This is a genomic window from Neorhizobium galegae, assembly GCF_017877135.1.
GTDB lineage: Bacteria > Pseudomonadota > Alphaproteobacteria > Rhizobiales > Rhizobiaceae > Neorhizobium > Neorhizobium galegae_A.
In genome coordinates this window covers 460293-475236 of sequence record NZ_JAGIPH010000003.1, presented here as the reverse complement: position 1 = coordinate 475236, position 14944 = coordinate 460293, and the positions used below count along the sequence as shown (strand labels likewise).

At 62.8% G+C, this 14944-nt stretch carries 12 protein-coding genes; 5 read left to right on the top strand and 7 right to left on the bottom strand.

What is annotated here, in order from left to right; all coding sequences use genetic code 11:
- Window positions 1-131: 131 nt before the first annotated feature.
- Window positions 132-2246: an ATP-dependent DNA helicase RecG gene (gene recG / locus J2858_RS12505; protein ID WP_210105126.1), complete on the bottom strand. Its 2115-nt coding sequence runs from the start codon at window positions 2244-2246 to the stop codon at window positions 132-134.
- 94 nt (window positions 2247-2340) lie between these two features.
- Here recG and J2858_RS12500 point away from each other — a divergent pair, with 94 nt between their 5' ends.
- Both J2858_RS12500 and mfd read left to right on the top strand, forming a co-directional pair.
- Entirely contained in the window at window positions 2341-2670 is a 330-nt protein-coding gene (locus J2858_RS12500; protein ID WP_210105125.1) for a succinate dehydrogenase assembly factor 2, read from the top strand.
- Window positions 2667-6188 (top strand): transcription-repair coupling factor, encoded by a 3522-nt coding sequence (mfd, locus tag J2858_RS12495; RefSeq protein ID WP_210105124.1) that lies wholly within the window; start codon window positions 2667-2669, stop codon window positions 6186-6188. The genes J2858_RS12500 and mfd overlap by 4 nt, the downstream gene beginning before the upstream one ends.
- A gap of 10 nt (window positions 6189-6198) precedes the next feature.
- Here mfd and J2858_RS12490 read toward each other — a convergent pair whose 3' ends face one another.
- From J2858_RS12490 to J2858_RS12480, 3 genes are all read right to left on the bottom strand, one after another.
- On the bottom strand, window positions 6199-7143 hold the full coding sequence (locus J2858_RS12490; protein WP_210105123.1) for a DMT family transporter: 945 nt from the start codon (window positions 7141-7143) through the stop codon (window positions 6199-6201).
- Between the two features lie 88 nt (window positions 7144-7231).
- A complete protein-coding gene (locus tag J2858_RS12485; protein WP_210105122.1) occupies window positions 7232-7903 on the bottom strand; it encodes a DsbA family oxidoreductase in 672 nt (223 codons plus the stop codon).
- Between the two features lie 37 nt (window positions 7904-7940).
- Complete coding sequence (locus J2858_RS12480) at window positions 7941-9764, bottom strand: extracellular solute-binding protein (RefSeq protein WP_210105121.1); 1824 nt, start codon at window positions 9762-9764, stop codon at window positions 7941-7943.
- Between the two features lie 265 nt (window positions 9765-10029).
- On the opposite strand from J2858_RS12480, the gene J2858_RS12475 reads away from it, so the two are divergent.
- Complete coding sequence (locus tag J2858_RS12475) at window positions 10030-10665, top strand: invasion associated locus B family protein (RefSeq protein ID WP_210105120.1); 636 nt, start codon at window positions 10030-10032, stop codon at window positions 10663-10665.
- Window positions 10666-10764: 99 nt separating this feature from the next.
- Here the strand turns inward: J2858_RS12475 and hspQ are convergent, their stop codons facing one another.
- From hspQ to J2858_RS12460, 3 genes are all read right to left on the bottom strand, one after another.
- On the bottom strand, window positions 10765-11094 hold the full coding sequence (gene hspQ / locus J2858_RS12470; protein WP_210105119.1) for a heat shock protein HspQ: 330 nt from the start codon (window positions 11092-11094) through the stop codon (window positions 10765-10767).
- Between the two features lie 206 nt (window positions 11095-11300).
- A complete protein-coding gene (gene glnA, locus J2858_RS12465) occupies window positions 11301-12710 on the bottom strand; it encodes a type I glutamate--ammonia ligase (RefSeq protein WP_210105118.1) in 1410 nt (469 codons plus the stop codon).
- Between the two features lie 68 nt (window positions 12711-12778).
- Window positions 12779-13117 (bottom strand): P-II family nitrogen regulator, encoded by a 339-nt coding sequence (locus J2858_RS12460; RefSeq protein WP_062554525.1) that lies wholly within the window; start codon window positions 13115-13117, stop codon window positions 12779-12781.
- Between J2858_RS12460 and J2858_RS12455 the strand changes: the two genes are divergently transcribed.
- Together J2858_RS12455 and J2858_RS12450 are read left to right on the top strand one after the other, a co-directional pair.
- Window positions 13095-13364 carry a hypothetical protein gene (locus J2858_RS12455; protein ID WP_210105117.1) on the top strand — a complete coding sequence of 90 codons (270 nt, stop codon included), beginning with the start codon at window positions 13095-13097 and terminating at the stop codon, window positions 13362-13364. The two genes, J2858_RS12460 and J2858_RS12455, sit on opposite strands and share 23 nt — an antisense overlap.
- Before the next feature lie 81 nt (window positions 13365-13445).
- Complete coding sequence (locus tag J2858_RS12450; protein ID WP_210105116.1) at window positions 13446-14939, top strand: NAD(P)H-hydrate dehydratase; 1494 nt, start codon at window positions 13446-13448, stop codon at window positions 14937-14939.
- Window positions 14940-14944: the final 5 nt, after the last annotated feature.

Sequence of the window (14944 nt, the reverse complement as noted above, 5' to 3'; positions counted from 1 at the left end):
CAAGTCAGAGCGGCAAACCGGTCAGCTGTCTTGGCAGTTCCTGCGGCAAATAAGCCGCGTGGTGAAAATTCGGTGAGAAACGCCCGCAAATGTCACGCGTTGCAGCTGGTGACGTCTGTGTCTGGTGCGCCTTACCCGGCACGCAGAAAACGGATCGCTTCATCGCGCCGGTGCAGATAGAGCAGCACCCGCAGCGCCTGGCCCCGCTCGCCGGTCAGGTCCGGATCTTTTTCCAGAAGATAGGCGGCATCCTTACGGGCGATTTCCAGAAGATCCGCATGGGCTTCCAGGCTTGCGATGCGAAAGCCCGGAGTGCCGGACTGGCGGGTGCCGAGCAGTTCGCCTTCGCCGCGCAGCTTCAGGTCTTCTTCGGCAATCAGAAATCCGTCCTCGCTGTCGCGCAGGATGGAAAGGCGTGCCCGCCCTGTTTCGCTGAGCGGCCCCTTGTAGAGAAGAATGCAGGTGGAGGCGTCCGCGCCGCGCCCGACGCGGCCGCGCAGCTGATGCAGCTGGGCAAGCCCGAAGCGCTCGGCATGCTCGATCACCATGATCGTCGCATCGGGGACATCGACGCCCACTTCGACCACGGTGGTTGCGACCAGCAGGCGGACATCGCCCGCCTTGAAGGCTGCCATCACTGCATCCTTTTCCGCGCCCGTCATACGGCCGTGGACAAGGCCGACCCGGGCGCCGTACTGCGGCCCCAGTGCCTTGACCAGCGCCGCGTGACGCTCTTCCGCCGACATCAGCTCCGACGCGTCGGACTCTTCGACCAGAGGGCAGATCCAGTAGGCTTTCTTGCCATCGGCAAGGGCGGCCCGCAGCCGGCCGACAATCTCGTCGGTCCGTTCGGTCGGAACGGTGACCGTCTGGATCGGCTTTCTGCCGGCCGGCTTTTCGGTGAGTTTCGATACATCCATGTCGCCGAAGGCGGCCAGAACCAGCGTGCGCGGAATGGGCGTTGCCGTCATCACCAGCATGTGCGGGGAAATGCCCTTGGCGGTAAGGCGCAGGCGCTGGTGCACGCCAAAACGGTGCTGCTCGTCCACCACCGCCAGCATCAGGTCCTTGTAGACGATGGCATCCTGAAACAGCGCATGGGTGCCGACGACGATCTGCGCCTCGCCGGAGGCAATGCGCTCCATCACCGCGTCGCGCTCGCGGCCCTTGACGCGGCCGGTCAGTACCTCGACCTTCAGGCCGACAGCCTGCCCGAACCGGCTGATGGTAGCAAAATGCTGGCGCGCCAGGATTTCGGTGGGCGCCATCAGCACCGCCTGGCCGCCGGCCTCCACCGCATCGGCCATGGCCATCAGCGCCACCAGCGTCTTGCCGGCGCCGACATCGCCCTGCAGCAGGCGCAGCATGCGTTCGTCCTTGGCAATATCGGCCCGGATATCGTCGATGGCTTTGCTCTGGCTGCCGGTCAGGGAAAAGGGCAGGGCGGCGCGGATGGCCGCGGCGATCGTGCCCTTCACCCGGATCGGCCGGCCGGCAACCTTGCGCAATTTCTGGCGCACCAGCGCCAGCGATACCTGACCCGCCAGCAACTCGTCATAGGCAAGCCTGCGGCGCGATGGCGTCTGCGGATCGAGATCATGGGCGTCGCGCGGATCGTGCAGCTGGCGAAAGGCGTCCGAGACCGAGGGCAGGCCCTGTTTCTGCTGAAGCGCCAGATCCATCCATTCGGGAAATTCCGGCAGGCGCGCAAGCGATCCCTCCACCGCGCGGCGCAGGACCTTCGGCATCAGGCCAGCGGTCATCGGATAGACCGGCTCGACCAGCGGCATGTCACCGACATCCGACACCTTCATCATCAGGTCAGGGTGAACCATGGAGGGGCGGCCGTTGAACCAGTCCACCTTGCCGCTCACCATCACCCGTTCATCGATCGGCAGCACCTTTTCCAGCCAGTTGCCCTTGGCGCGAAAGAAGGTGAGCGCCAGTTCGCCCGTCTCGTCGTGCAGGAAGACGCGGTAGGGCATGTTGGAGCCGGATGGTGGCGGTTGATGACGGTCGACCCGGCCTTCGATGGTGACGATGGCGCCCTGCGGCGCAAGCGCAATCCCCGGCCGGTTGCGCCGGTCGATGATCGAGGACGGCGCATGGAAGAGCACGTCCACGACACGGCAGTCCTCGGCATCCTCCCGATTGGTGACGCGGGCAATCAGCTCGGCCAGTTTCGGGCCGATACCGGCAAGGCTTCCGACAGGGGCAAACAGGGGATCAAGCAGGGCAGGACGCATGGCCGGCAAAATGCGCTGGAATTTGGCCGCTTGGCAAGGCTGACACGGAGAAGTTTTCATCCTATATCAGCGGCTCAACAAAGGTTTTACGCTCATGACCGGACTGTCGCGCTCCAGCGCTGATCTTGATCCCCGCCGCCGCCGGATGCTCTACCGCTGCTGGCATCGCGGCATTCGCGAGATGGATCTCGTCTTCGGCCAGTTCGCCGAAAACCATATTGCCGACCTGTCGGACGCCGAACTCGATGAGTTCGAGGCGATCATGGCGGAAGAGGATCAGGACCTGAACCGCTGGATTACCGGCGCCGACCCGGTGCCTGCCCGTCTTCAGACCCCTATGTTTGCCCGCCTGATGGCCTATCGCCCGGATTTCGACATCGTCACCATCGAGGCGCTTGAAGAAAAGCACGGTCGCCCGGAATGATTTCAGGTTTCGACGCAAAGAAGATCGCTGCGTCTGCGGCGGGGCTCACCATTGCCAATGTGCAGGCGGGCATGGAGCCGCTGCTGCTGGCCGAGCTTGCGCGCACCGGCCAGCCGGTGGCCTATGTGATCTCCGACGGCCAGCGCATGGCTGATATCGAACAGATGCTGTCCTTCCTGGCGCCCGATATTCCGGTGCTGACGCTGCCGGCCTGGGACTGCCTGCCCTATGACCGCGTCTCCCCGAGCGCCTATGTCTCGGCGCGACGGCTGACGGCACTGTCGGGCCTGATTGCCCATGCCAAGAAGCCGCATCCGGCGATCGTGCTCGTCACCGTCAATGCGATGATGCAGAAGATCGCGCCGGCCGAGGTGATCGACAGCCTGGCCTTTTCCGCGCGTCCCGGCAATGTCGTCCGCATGGACGATATTGCCGCTCGCCTTGAGCGCAACGGGTTCGACCGGGTGTCGACCGTGCGCGAAGTGGGTGAATTTGCCGTGCGCGGCGGCATTCTCGATGTTTTCGTTCCCGGAACAGAGGAGCCGGTGCGGCTCGATTTCTTCGGCGATACGCTGGAAACGATCCGCACCTTCGATCCGGCAAGCCAGCGCACGACGGGCCAGGCCCGCTCGCTCGACCTCAACCCGATGAGCGAGGTGACGCTGACGCCGGATACGATCAGCCGTTTCCGCAAGGCCTACCTGTCGACCTTCGGCGCGGCGACCCGTGACGACGCGCTCTATCAGGCGGTTTCCGAAGGCCGCCGCTACGCCGGCATGGAGCACTGGCTGCCGCTGTTCTACGATACGCTGGAAACCGCCTTCGACTATCTGAAGGGCTTTCGCATCGTCACCGACCACACGGCACGCGAGGCGGCCCAGGAGCGCTCCAAGCTCATTCTCGACTATTTCGACGCCCGCCAGAACACCGGCGGCACCGGAAAGGGAACGACGGCGCAATCGGCCCCCTACAAGCCTGTGTCTCCCGGCCAGCTTTACCTGACGGGCAAGGACATTGCCGCGCAACTTGATGCTGCCGGCGCCCTTCGCCTGACGCCGTTCAACGAGCATGACGGTGAGGCGCGCCGCGTGGTGGCGCTCGATGCCCATGCCGGCCCGCGCTGGGCAAAGGCGCAAGCCGATGCGGAAGCCGAACGCGTGCAGCGCGACGAGCGCGTCAACGTCTTTGATCTCGTCGTCAAGCATATCGCCGACAAGCGCGCCGAAGGCTCCAAGGTGCTGATCACCGGCTGGTCCGCCGGTTCGCTTGACCGTCTCCTGCAGGTGCTGGACGAGCGCGGCCTGAAGCGGGTGCGCCAGATCGAAAAATTCTCCGACCTGAAGACGCTGCAGAAGGGCGAGGCGGCCGCGGCCGTGCTGTCGCTCGAGGGTGGCTTCGAAACGGGCGATCTCGTCGTCATCGGCGAGCAGGACATTCTCGGCGACCGTATGGTGCGTCGCTCCAAGCGCCGCAAGCGCGGCGCCGATTTCATCTCGGAAGTGGCAGGGCTCGACGAAGGCTCGCTGGTGGTCCATGCCGAACACGGGATCGGCCGCTTTGTCGGCCTCGTCACCATCGAGGCGGCGGGAGCGCCGAGGGCCTGTCTCGAACTGCATTATGCCGATCAGGCAAAGCTGTTCCTGCCGGTTGAAAACATCGACCTCCTGTCACGCTACGGCTCGGATGCCGCCGAAGCCCAGCTCGACAAGCTCGGCGGCGGTGCCTGGCAGGCCCGCAAGGCCAAGCTGAAGAAGCGCCTGCTCGACATGGCCGATGCGCTGATCAAGCTTGCCGCCACCCGCATCACCCGCCGCGCACCGGTTCTCGCGACGCCCGAAGGGCTCTATGACGAGTTCGCCGCCCGCTTCCCCTATGACGAGACGGAAGATCAGGCGAATGCCATCGATTCGGTGCGGGAGGATCTGGCTGCCGGCCGGCCGATGGATCGCCTCGTCTGCGGCGACGTCGGTTTCGGCAAGACGGAAGTGGCACTGCGCGCCGCCTTCTTCGCCGCCATGAACGGCGCGCAGGTGGCCGTCGTGGTCCCGACGACGCTTCTTGCCCGCCAGCATTTCAAGACCTTTCGCGAACGCTTCCGCGGCTTGCCGATCCGGGTGGAACAGGCCTCGCGGCTCGTGACCACCAAGGAGCTTAACCAGACCAAGAAGGACATATCCGAAGGCAAGGTGGATATCGTCGTCGGCACCCATGCGCTTCTCGGCACCGGCATCAAGTTCGCCAATCTCGGCCTTCTCATCATCGATGAGGAGCAGCATTTTGGCGTGAAGCACAAGGAAAAGCTGAAAGAGCTGAAGAGCGACGTGCATGTGCTGACGCTGTCGGCCACGCCCATCCCGCGCACGCTGCAGCTTGCCATGACCGGCGTTCGCGAACTGTCGCTGATCACCACGCCTCCGGTCGACCGCATGGCGGTTCGCACCTTCATTTCGCCCTTCGATCCGCTGGTCATCCGCGAAACACTGATGCGCGAGCACTATCGCGGCGGCCAGAGTTTTTACGTCTGCCCGCGGCTTGCCGACCTGCCGGAAATCCAGGCCTTCCTGCAATCGGACGTACCGGAGTTGAAGGTGGCGATCGCTCATGGACAGATGGCGGCGGGTGAGCTCGAAGACATCATGAATGCCTTCTACGACGGCAAATATGATGTGCTTCTGTCGACCACAATCGTGGAATCGGGGCTCGATGTGCCTACGGCCAATACGCTGATCGTCCACCGCGCCGACATGTTCGGGCTTGCGCAGCTCTACCAGCTGCGTGGCCGCGTTGGCCGCTCCAAGGTGCGCGCCTTCGCGCTCTTCACGCTGCCGGTCAACAAGACGCTGACAACGACCGCCGAGCGGCGCCTGAAGGTGCTGCAATCGCTTGACACGCTGGGCGCCGGCTTCCAGCTCGCCAGCCACGATCTCGACATCCGCGGCGCCGGCAATCTGCTGGGCGAAGAGCAGTCCGGCCATATCAAGGAAGTCGGCTTCGAACTTTACCAGCAGATGCTGGAGGAGGCGGTGGCCGAGGTGAAGGGCGACGATGAGGTGCACGACACCGGCTGGTCGCCGCAGATTTCCGTCGGCATCACGGTGATGATCCCTGACAACTATGTGCCGGACCTTCACCTGCGCATGGGCCTCTACCGCCGCCTTGGCGAGCTGACGGAACTGTCGGAGATCGATGGCTTCGGCGCCGAGATGATGGACCGCTTCGGACCCATGCCGGTCGAGGTGCAGAACCTGTTGAAGGTCGTCTACATCAAGTCGCTCTGCCGCACCGCCAATGTGGAAAAGGTCGAGGCGGGCCCGAAGGGGATCGTGCTGCAACTGCGCGACAAGCAGTTCCCGAACCCGGCCGGCCTTGTGGGCTATATCGCTAAGCAAGGCTCGATGGCCAAAATCCGCCCCGACCACTCGATCATGCTCTCGCGCGATCTGCCAACGCCGGAAAAACGGCTGGCCACGGCAGCTCAGATCATGGTGCAGCTGGCAGAACTGGCGCGGAAAAGCTGAGGGCTAAGCCTCAGCCGCGCGTGTCGCCCGATTCCGGCTTCACTGCAAGCGTTGCTTCGCTCTGACCGGCAACGGGCGGGGGAAGGGCGACACCGCGGGTGCGTTCGCGTGACAGGGTGAGCAGGCCCGAGCCGACGATAAGGGCGATGCCGACGCCCATCCAGAGATCCACGCCATCGCCGAAGATGAGGTAGCCGAGCAGGATCGCCCAGAGCATCTGGCTGTACTGGATGGGGGTGACGACGGCCGCAGGCGCGTAGAAGGAGGCAACCATCAGAAGCACGGTGCCGACGGCGGCGAGGAGGCCGAAGATGACGATCAGCAGGATGTCGTAGGCGCCGGGCATCATGAGGTTCGGCAGCATGGCGACCGCGCAGACGCTGATGCCGCCGAGAAGACCGGCGCCATACATCGAGATGTTCTTTTCGCTCGGTCCCAGATAGCGATAGATGATGACGGATATGGCTGCGGTAAAGCCGGAGGCGAGCGCTGTCAGATGCGCAAACGACAGCTCGCGAAAGCCGGGACGCAGCACCACCAGAACTCCCAGAAAGCCGAGCGCCACGGCCGCCCAGCGCTTTGCGCCGACCTTGTCCTTCAAGAAGATCACCGACATGATCGTGGCAAAGGACGGCAGCAGGAAGATCAGGCAGAAGGCTTCCGCCATCGACAGATGCGTGAAGGCGACAATGCTGCCGACGGTGCCGATGGCCGAGCAGAAGAAGCGCAGCAGCCAGAGCGGGCGGTTGGTGGTGCGCACCATGTCCGTCCAGCGATCGCCGGATTTGAGAAGGAAGGGCACGGCCAGGACGCCGACCAGGGTTCCGATGAAGCCCGCCTGGAAGGGCGGTACGCGCCCCTCCACCAGTTTGATGGAGGCATCGCTGAAGGAGTAGGCGGCAAAGCAGGCAAAGGCGATCAGGACGCCCTTCAGGGTCGAATCGGAGGCGCGCACACAAAAAATCCCGGCAAGGTTCTTATCCTGCCGGGATAGGTCCGATGGACGGGCCCGTCAATCGCGCTTGGCAAAAGACGAGACTGTTTCAGTTCATGCCGGCGCGGGCCTCGGCTTTGGCCTTGGCAATCTCGCGAAAGGCGTTGGCCAGCACATCCGGCGTCTGGGCGCCGCTCACGGCATATTGCTGGTCGATGATGAAGAAGGGCACGCCGTTGACGCCCATTTTCTGCGCCGCCTCGATTTCCGCAATCACCGTATCCTTGTCGGCGTCGGAGGCGAGAAGCGGTGCAATGACGCTGCGATCGAGGCCGGCCTCCTCGGCAATGGCCAGCAGCACCGCATGGTCGCCGACATTTTTGCCCTCTTCGAAGTTGGCCTTGAACAGGCGGTCGACCACCTTGTCCTGGATCTCGCGTCCCTCGATCATCGCCCAATGGATCAGCCGATGGGCGTCCAGCGTATTGGGGCCGATGCGGATCGCATCGAAATCAAAGGCGATACCCACCTCGCGGCCGAGCCCGGTCAGCATCTCGTGCCCGCGCTTCACGGCCTCTGCGCCGCCGAGCTTTGCCTCGAGTGCGGCCTTCTGGTCGACGCCTTCAGCCGGATAATCGGGATTAAGACGATAGGGGCGCCAGTTGATGTCGATGCCGACCTCGTCCTGCACCTCGGCGATCGCCAGTTCCAGCCGCGCCTTGCCGAGATAGCACCAGGGGCAGACCACGTCCGAAACGAGATCGATTGTCAGTTTTTCCATTGCAAGGGTCCTTCAAGAGGGCGAGGCGAGACCGGCGCTATTGCGCACGGACATCCCACCAGGTGGGCAGCTGGTAGCCGTAGAGCGGCACCGTATCGGGATGGGCAATGGTGCGCCAGCGCGCCACCCACTGCTCGGGGATGTGGTAGAGTGGCACCATGTAGAAGCCGGCCAGCAGCAGCCGGTCATAGGCGCGCACGGCCGTGGTGAAATCCTCTTTCGAGCGGGCGTTCAGCATGGCCTGGATGACGCGGTCGACAACCGGATCAGCAAGGCCTGCAAAATTGAAACTGCCCTGCCGGTCCTTTGAATCGGACGCCCAGCGCCCGACCTGCTCGATGCCGGGCGACAGCGACGAGGGGTAGGACTTCATGATCACGTCGTAATCGAAACTGCCCGAGCGGGCCTGGTACTGCGAATCATCGACGGTGCGGATCGAGGCTTCGACGCCGATCATCTTCAGCGTGCGCTGGAAGGCGATGGCGACCTTTTCCTGGTCGGCACTTTGCGTCATGATTTCGAAGGCAAGCGGACGCCCGCTGCCATCGACCATGCGGCCCTTGTCGATGGCGTAGCCGGCCTTTTTCAGCCGCTCCACCACCTGGCGCAGCACCTTGCGGTCACCGCCGGAGCCATCGGTCTGCGGCAGCATGGAGGTGCCGGCGAGAATATCGGCGGGTATCCGGTCCTTTGCCTGCCCCAGAAGCGCCAGTTCCTTGTCGTCGGCGGCATGGCCAAGCGAGGAAAGCTCGGAATTCTGCCAGTAGCTTTGCGTGCGGGTATAGGCGCCATCGAAGAGGTTGCGGTTGGCCCATTCGAAATCAAACGCAAGCGTCAGGGCCGCGCGCACATCCGGATTGTAGAACATCGGGCGGCGCAGGTTGAAGACGAAGCCCAGCATGCCGGTCGGCAGTTTCGGCGAAAAGACGTCCTTCACAACATCGCCGCTGCTGACCGCCGGAAAATCATAGGCGCGCGCCCAGTGGGTGGGGTTGCCCTCGAGATAGACGTTGATCGCGCCCTTCTTGAAGGCCTCGAACAGGCTGTTTTCCTGCAGGAAATATTCAACCGAAATCTGGTCGTAATTGTCAAAACCCACCTTGGAGGGAATGTCCTTCCCCCAGTAGTCGGGCCGTCGCTCGTAGACAATCTTCTGCCCCGGCTGCACCGAGGCGATGCGGTAGGGGCCGGACGCCACCGGTGTCTTCAGCGTCGACTGGTCGAAACTGGCTACATCCACCGCGTGTTTGGGCAGGATCGGCGTGCCGGTTGCCAGGATGAGCGGAAACTCGCGGTCGGCCTTGCCATTGAAGGTGAAGCGCACGCCATGCTCGCCGACCTTTTCCATTTTTTCGATCGGGACCATGCGGGCGCTGAACGGGGTGCGTCCCTTGTCGCGCAGCACTTCGAGCGAGAACATCACATCCTCGGGCGTCACCGGTTCTCCGTCGGACCATTTGGCTTTCGGGTTGAGGTTGAACTGGATGAAGCTGCGCGCCTCGTCCGTCTCGACGCTTTCGGCCAGGAGTCCGTAGAGCGTAAACGGCTCGTCGGAGGAGCGCACCATCAGCGTCTCGTAGATCAGATTGCCGAAGATATTGTCCCAGATGCCGCGGGCTGTGGTGCGGATGCTTTTCAGGTTGAAAGGGTTCAGGCTGTCGAAGGTGCCGACCACGCCGTAGGCGATGCTGCCGCCCTTCTTCACATCCGGATTGACGTAAGGAAAATGCTGGAAACCGGGTGGCAGCGCCGGCTCGCCATGCATGGCAAGCCCGTGCTGGGGTGCAGCGCCTGCGGGGCCCGTGGCAAACGGGCCGGCCAGCAGAAGGGTTGCCAGCGACAGGGTGATCAGACGGCGCATCCTATACCTCTCGGTCTTCTCGACGATTCGGGCTCAAACTAGCGCATAGGCCGGACAAAGACCAATATAGCGGCCGGAAAGTTGGAGGGGAGCCAGCGAATTTCAAAACTAGTGCTGGATATCGCAGGCGCTGCGATGTAACAGATTCGCCCGAACACGCGGGTCATTCAATTGCCTCATTTAAACGACAGGTGGTGGACCAAGACCCCGGCGCGGAGCGGTGACAACTGCTCCAAAAAACCGCTTTCAGGAGACGGATTCTGGTATGATGCTTAAGGCAAACAAGGTTCTGCGGACGGCGATGTCCGCTTTGGCACTTTCCATCGGCGCACTTCCGGTCGCCGCTTTCGCGCAGAATGCTGCAGCACCGGCAGGCGCTCCGCCGCTCGGCTGGTTCAAGACGTGCGAAAAGCAGGACGACAGCGATGTCTGCGCCGTGCAGAACGTGCTTCTGTCGCAGAACGGACAGTTGATCACCGCCGTTGGCCTGATCACGGTCGAAGGCAAGGTCAACCGCAAGATCCTGCAGGTCTCGGTTCCCTCCGCTCGCCTCATTCAGCCGGGCGTGATGATGCAGATCGATGGTGGCAAGGGCCAGAAGCTCGATTACGTTCTTTGCATCCCCGACCGTTGCACGGCTGAAATTCCGCTGACGGATCCGATGATCGCCAGCCTGAAGAAGGGCAATGAGGTGGTCTTCACCTCGATCAATTTTCGCCGTGCGCCGAACCCGATCAAGGTTGCGCTGAACGGCTTCACCGGCGTCTTCGATGGTCCGGCAATCTCGCAGTCGCAGCTCGCCGAAAGCCAGCGCAGCCTCCAGGAAGGCATGCAGAAGAAGGCGGAAGAAGCCCGCAAGAAGTTGGAAGACGCGCAGAACGCTGCCAAGGCCGGCAACTGATACGACGGACCCGACGGTCGTCGACTGAATTCCAAACGACGCTGCGGCCACCGCAGCGTCGTTTTTTAATGGCCCTATCGTGCGACAGGACCGTGTCGGTCAGTGGGCCAGGATGGCTTTCGGGCGCAGCTGCCCGGACGGGGCGCGATCGAAAATCTGCGACACATGCGGATTGCGCAGGGGCTCCCCGCTCTCATCGTGGATGAGGTTTTGTTCCGACACATAGGCGACATAGGCCGTTTCGTCGTTTTCCGCGAGCAGGTGGTAAAACGGCTGGTCCTTGTGGGGACGGATTTCGGCCGGGATCGAGTTCCACCATTCCTCGGTGTTGGCAAATTCGGGATCGACATCAAACACGATGCCGCGGAACGGAAACACCTTGTGGCGAACCACTTCACCAATCGTAAACTTTGCGCTTCTCTGTTTCATGATGCGAACGTCCTTTCGCATGACATGTGGTCATTCATCAAACTGACATCAAGAGGGCGCAGGCACCAGCACATTTGAGGTTTTGAGGCGGGAAACACCGTCTTTTTTGTGCGCCGCGGCAAAAAGCGCGTGTGGGATGTGTCCACGAAAAAACCGGCAGGCGATGCCTGCCGGTTCCACTTCTTCCGGTCTGCCGCAAGCGGTGATCAGATCGAGTAATACATGTCGAATTCGACCGGATGCGGGGTCATTTCGAAACGCATGACTTCCTGCATCTTCAGTTCGATATAGGCATCGATCTGGTCGTCATCGAACACGCCGCCGGCGGTCAGGAATTTGCGATCCTTGTCGAGGCTGTCGAGCGCTTCGCGCAGGCTGGCGCAGACGGTCGGGATCTTCTTCAGCTCCTTCGGCGGCAGGTCGTAGAGATCCTTGTCCATGGCCTTGCCCGGATGGATCTTGTTCTTGATACCGTCGAGGCCGGCCATCAGCATGGCAGCAAAGCCGAGATAGGGGTTCTGCGCGGGATCGGGGAAGCGCACTTCGACGCGCTTGGCCTTCGGGCCGGAGCCGAACGGAATGCGGCAGGAGGCCGAACGGTTGCGGGCCGAATAGGCGAGCAGAACCGGGGCTTCATAGCCTGGAACCAGACGCTTGTAGGAGTTGGTCGTCGGGTTGGTGAAGGCGTTGATGGCCTTGGCATGCTTGATGATGCCGCCGATGTAGTAGAGGCAGGTTTCCGACAGGCCGGCATATTCGTCGCCGGCAAAGGTCGGCTTGCCGTCCTTCCAGATCGACTGGTGCACGTGCATGCCCGAGCCGTTGTCGCCATAGATCGGCTTCGGCATGAAGGTGGCCGTCTTGCCATAGGCGTTTGCGACCTGATGCACGACATATTTGTAGATCTGCATCTTGTCTGCATTGCGCACCAGCGTGTCGAACTTCACGCCGAGCTCGTGCTGGGCAGACGCCACTTCGTGGTGATGCTTTTCAACGACCACGCCCATTTCGGCGAGAACCGTCAGCATTTCCGAGCGCATATCCTGCAGGCTGTCGACCGGCGGAACCGGGAAATAGCCGCCCTTGACGCGCGGCCGGTGGCCGAGGTTGCCGGTCTCGTAATCGGTGTCGTCGTTCGACGGCAGTTCCGACGAATCCAGCTTGAAGCCGGTGTTGTAGGGGTCCGCCTTGTACTTGACGTCGTCGAAGACGAAGAATTCCGGCTCAGGACCGACGAAGACCGTGTCGCCGATACCGGATGCCTTCAGATAGGCTTCGGCCTTCTTGGCGGTGCCGCGCGGATCACGGTTGTAGGCTTCGCCCGAGACCGGGTCGAGAATGTCGCACATGACGACCATGGTCGACTGGGCGAAGAACGGGTCCATGTGAACCGTTGCCGGATCCGGCATCAGCACCATGTCGGACTCGTTGATGGCCTTCCAGCCGCCGATGGACGAGCCGTCGAACATGACGCCATCGGCGAACATGTCTTCGTCAACCGCCGCGACATCCATCGTGACGTGCTGCAGCTTGCCCTTGGGGTCGGTGAAGCGCAGATCGACGAACTTGACGTCGTTCTCCTTGATCTGTTTCATGATGTCGCTTGCGGTCGTCATGGTCTCTCCCTTGGATTATGAAATAGTGGCTCTATCCGGTTCTTTGAAGCCGGATTTGTGGCGCAGGATCAGATGGCGTCCACCCCGGTTTCACCGGTGCGGATACGCACGACTTCTTCCACGTTGGATACGAATATCTTGCCGTCGCCGATGCGTCCAGTCTGGGCCGCATTGCGGATGGCGTCGATCACGGCATCGACGTTTTCGTCGGCCAGAACGACTTCGACCTTCACCTTCGGCAGGAAGTCCACGACGTATTCCGCGCCGCGGTAAAGCTCCGTATGTCCCTTCTGGCGTCCGAAGCCCTTGGCTTCCGTCACCGTGATACCCTGCAGTCCGACCTCTTGAAGCGCTTCCTTAACTTCGTCGAGTTTGAAAGGCTTGATGATCGCTTCGATCTTTTTCATGAGAAAATATCTCTCCGCTTCTCCCTTGGGAGCAGGCCATTGCCCGCTCGCCCTTGTTGATGCAGGTATCGTGCCAAACCAGGACGAGTTTGGCAGAAATCCTCTGCCGGCTGCCAAGCCATTGCAGCTTGGCTGGCATGCACATGGCAGGCTATGGTTTCGCGATGCCTGTGGCAAGACCTGTGTGGAAACTTCCCATCGTGCTTTTGACCTGTTGAGCAAACTGCGACATCGTGGTGGCGTATAATTATTCAAATGCATGAAAATAAGGCATTTATTGCCGGAAATTCGGGGTTGCGTTTTCGGCTGCCTGCGCTTGAATGGTGGCATGGTTCCATTTGCATCAATTCTGCTCACCCCCGACGAAATGGTACGAGCGGATGCGGCAGCCGCAGCGTCCGGCATCCCCTCCTTTGATCTGATGGAAAGGGCCGGCCAAGCGGTGGCGGCGAGCGCGCTTCGCGCCTATCCGGGCGCGCGTCGCTTTGCAGTTCTCTGCGGTCCCGGCAACAATGGCGGCGATGGCTATGTCGCCGCGCGGGCCCTCAGCGAGGCTGGCGCCGAGGTCATCGTCCATTCGCTTTCTGATCCGTCAGGGCTGAAGGGGGATGCGCGGCAGGCGTTCGATCTTTGCCCCATCCCCACGGCCGCGCTTGCAGCATACCGGCCGCAGGCCGGCGATGTGGTGATCGACGCCCTGTTCGGGGCCGGCCTGTCGCGCGAGGTTCCGGAAGAGGTGGCCCGACTGATCGGCACCGTAGCGGAGGCGGGATGTCCGGTCCTTGCCGTCGATCTGCCGTCTGGCCTGTGCGGGGCGCGTGGTCTGGTGCTGGGGGCGGCCTTTCAGGCTGCGCGGACGGTGACGTTCATGACCCGCAAGCCCGGCCATCAGCTGATGCCGGGGCGTGATCTCTGCGGTGAGATCGAGGTTTTCGACATCGGCATCCCACACCGCATCATTCGGGCTGTGTCCGGCGGTCTGGCGGTGAACGGCCCGGGGATCTGGGGCGAGGACCTGCCGCGTCTCAGTGCGGTCACGCACAAATATACGCGCGGGCATCTGGCCGTCTTCAGCGGCGGCCCCTCCCATACCGGCGCCGCCCGCCTGTCGGCGGCTGCGGGCCTCAGCGCCGGCGCCGGTCTGGTGACAGTTGCCGCGCCGCAGGCGGCGATGGCCGTGCAGGCCAGCGCGCTGACGGCAGTGATGCTGCGCGCCGTGGATACGGTCGAAGAACTCCGCCAGTGGTGCGAAAGCGCAAAAATCTCCGCCTTCGTGCTGGGCCCGGGGTTCGGCGTCGGCGAGCGCGCCCGGGAATTTGCCCGCGCCGTGGCCCGCTATCCGCTGGTCGCGGATGCCGATGCGATCACCTCTTTCGCCAGCCATCCGCAGGAACTGTTCGACCTGTTTCGGGAGGGACAAACACGCTTGGTGCTGACACCGCATGAGGGCGAATTCGGCAGGCTCTTCCAGGATCTTGGCGCCGACGGGCGGCGCGGCAAGGTGGAGCGGGCCCTGGCGGCGGCGGAACGGGCCGGCGGTGTCATCGTCTATAAGGGGGCGGACACGGTGATTGCAGCGCCGGACGGCCGCGTGCTGATCAACGGTACGGCGCCGCCCTGGCTTGCGACGGCCGGCTCCGGCGACGTTCTCGCCGGTATCATCGGAGCGCTTCTGGCGCAGGGCGTTCCCGCCTTCCAAGCGGCAGCGGCCGGCGTCTGGCTGCACGGCCGGGCGGCCGCGGAACTCGGTCCGGGCATGACGGCGGAAACGCTACTGGAACGGGTGCGGCCGCTGGATGGCCCGCCGCCTCTTTGTCCCTGATCCGT

Excerpts from the sequence above, each read along its gene's own strand:
- glnA (WP_210105118.1), bottom strand. The coding sequence starts at position 12,710 with ATGACGACCGCAAGCGACATCATGAAACAGATCAAGGAGAACGACGTC.
- J2858_RS12455 (WP_210105117.1), top strand. The coding sequence starts at position 13,095 with ATGATCGCTTCGATCTTTTTCATGAGAAAATATCTCTCCGCTTCTCCC.
- J2858_RS12485 (WP_210105122.1), bottom strand. The coding sequence starts at position 7,903 with ATGGAAAAACTGACAATCGATCTCGTTTCGGACGTGGTCTGCCCCTGG.
- J2858_RS12460 (WP_062554525.1), bottom strand. The coding sequence starts at position 13,117 with ATGAAAAAGATCGAAGCGATCATCAAGCCTTTCAAACTCGACGAAGTT.
- J2858_RS12450 (WP_210105116.1), top strand. The coding sequence starts at position 13,446 with ATGGTTCCATTTGCATCAATTCTGCTCACCCCCGACGAAATGGTACGA.
- J2858_RS12500 (WP_210105125.1), top strand. The coding sequence starts at position 2,341 with ATGACCGGACTGTCGCGCTCCAGCGCTGATCTTGATCCCCGCCGCCGC.
- hspQ (WP_210105119.1), bottom strand. The coding sequence starts at position 11,094 with ATGAAACAGAGAAGCGCAAAGTTTACGATTGGTGAAGTGGTTCGCCAC.
- J2858_RS12475 (WP_210105120.1), top strand. The coding sequence starts at position 10,030 with ATGATGCTTAAGGCAAACAAGGTTCTGCGGACGGCGATGTCCGCTTTG.
- J2858_RS12480 (WP_210105121.1), bottom strand. The coding sequence starts at position 9,764 with ATGCGCCGTCTGATCACCCTGTCGCTGGCAACCCTTCTGCTGGCCGGC.
- recG (WP_210105126.1), bottom strand. The coding sequence starts at position 2,246 with ATGCGTCCTGCCCTGCTTGATCCCCTGTTTGCCCCTGTCGGAAGCCTT.
- mfd (WP_210105124.1), top strand. The coding sequence starts at position 2,667 with ATGATTTCAGGTTTCGACGCAAAGAAGATCGCTGCGTCTGCGGCGGGG.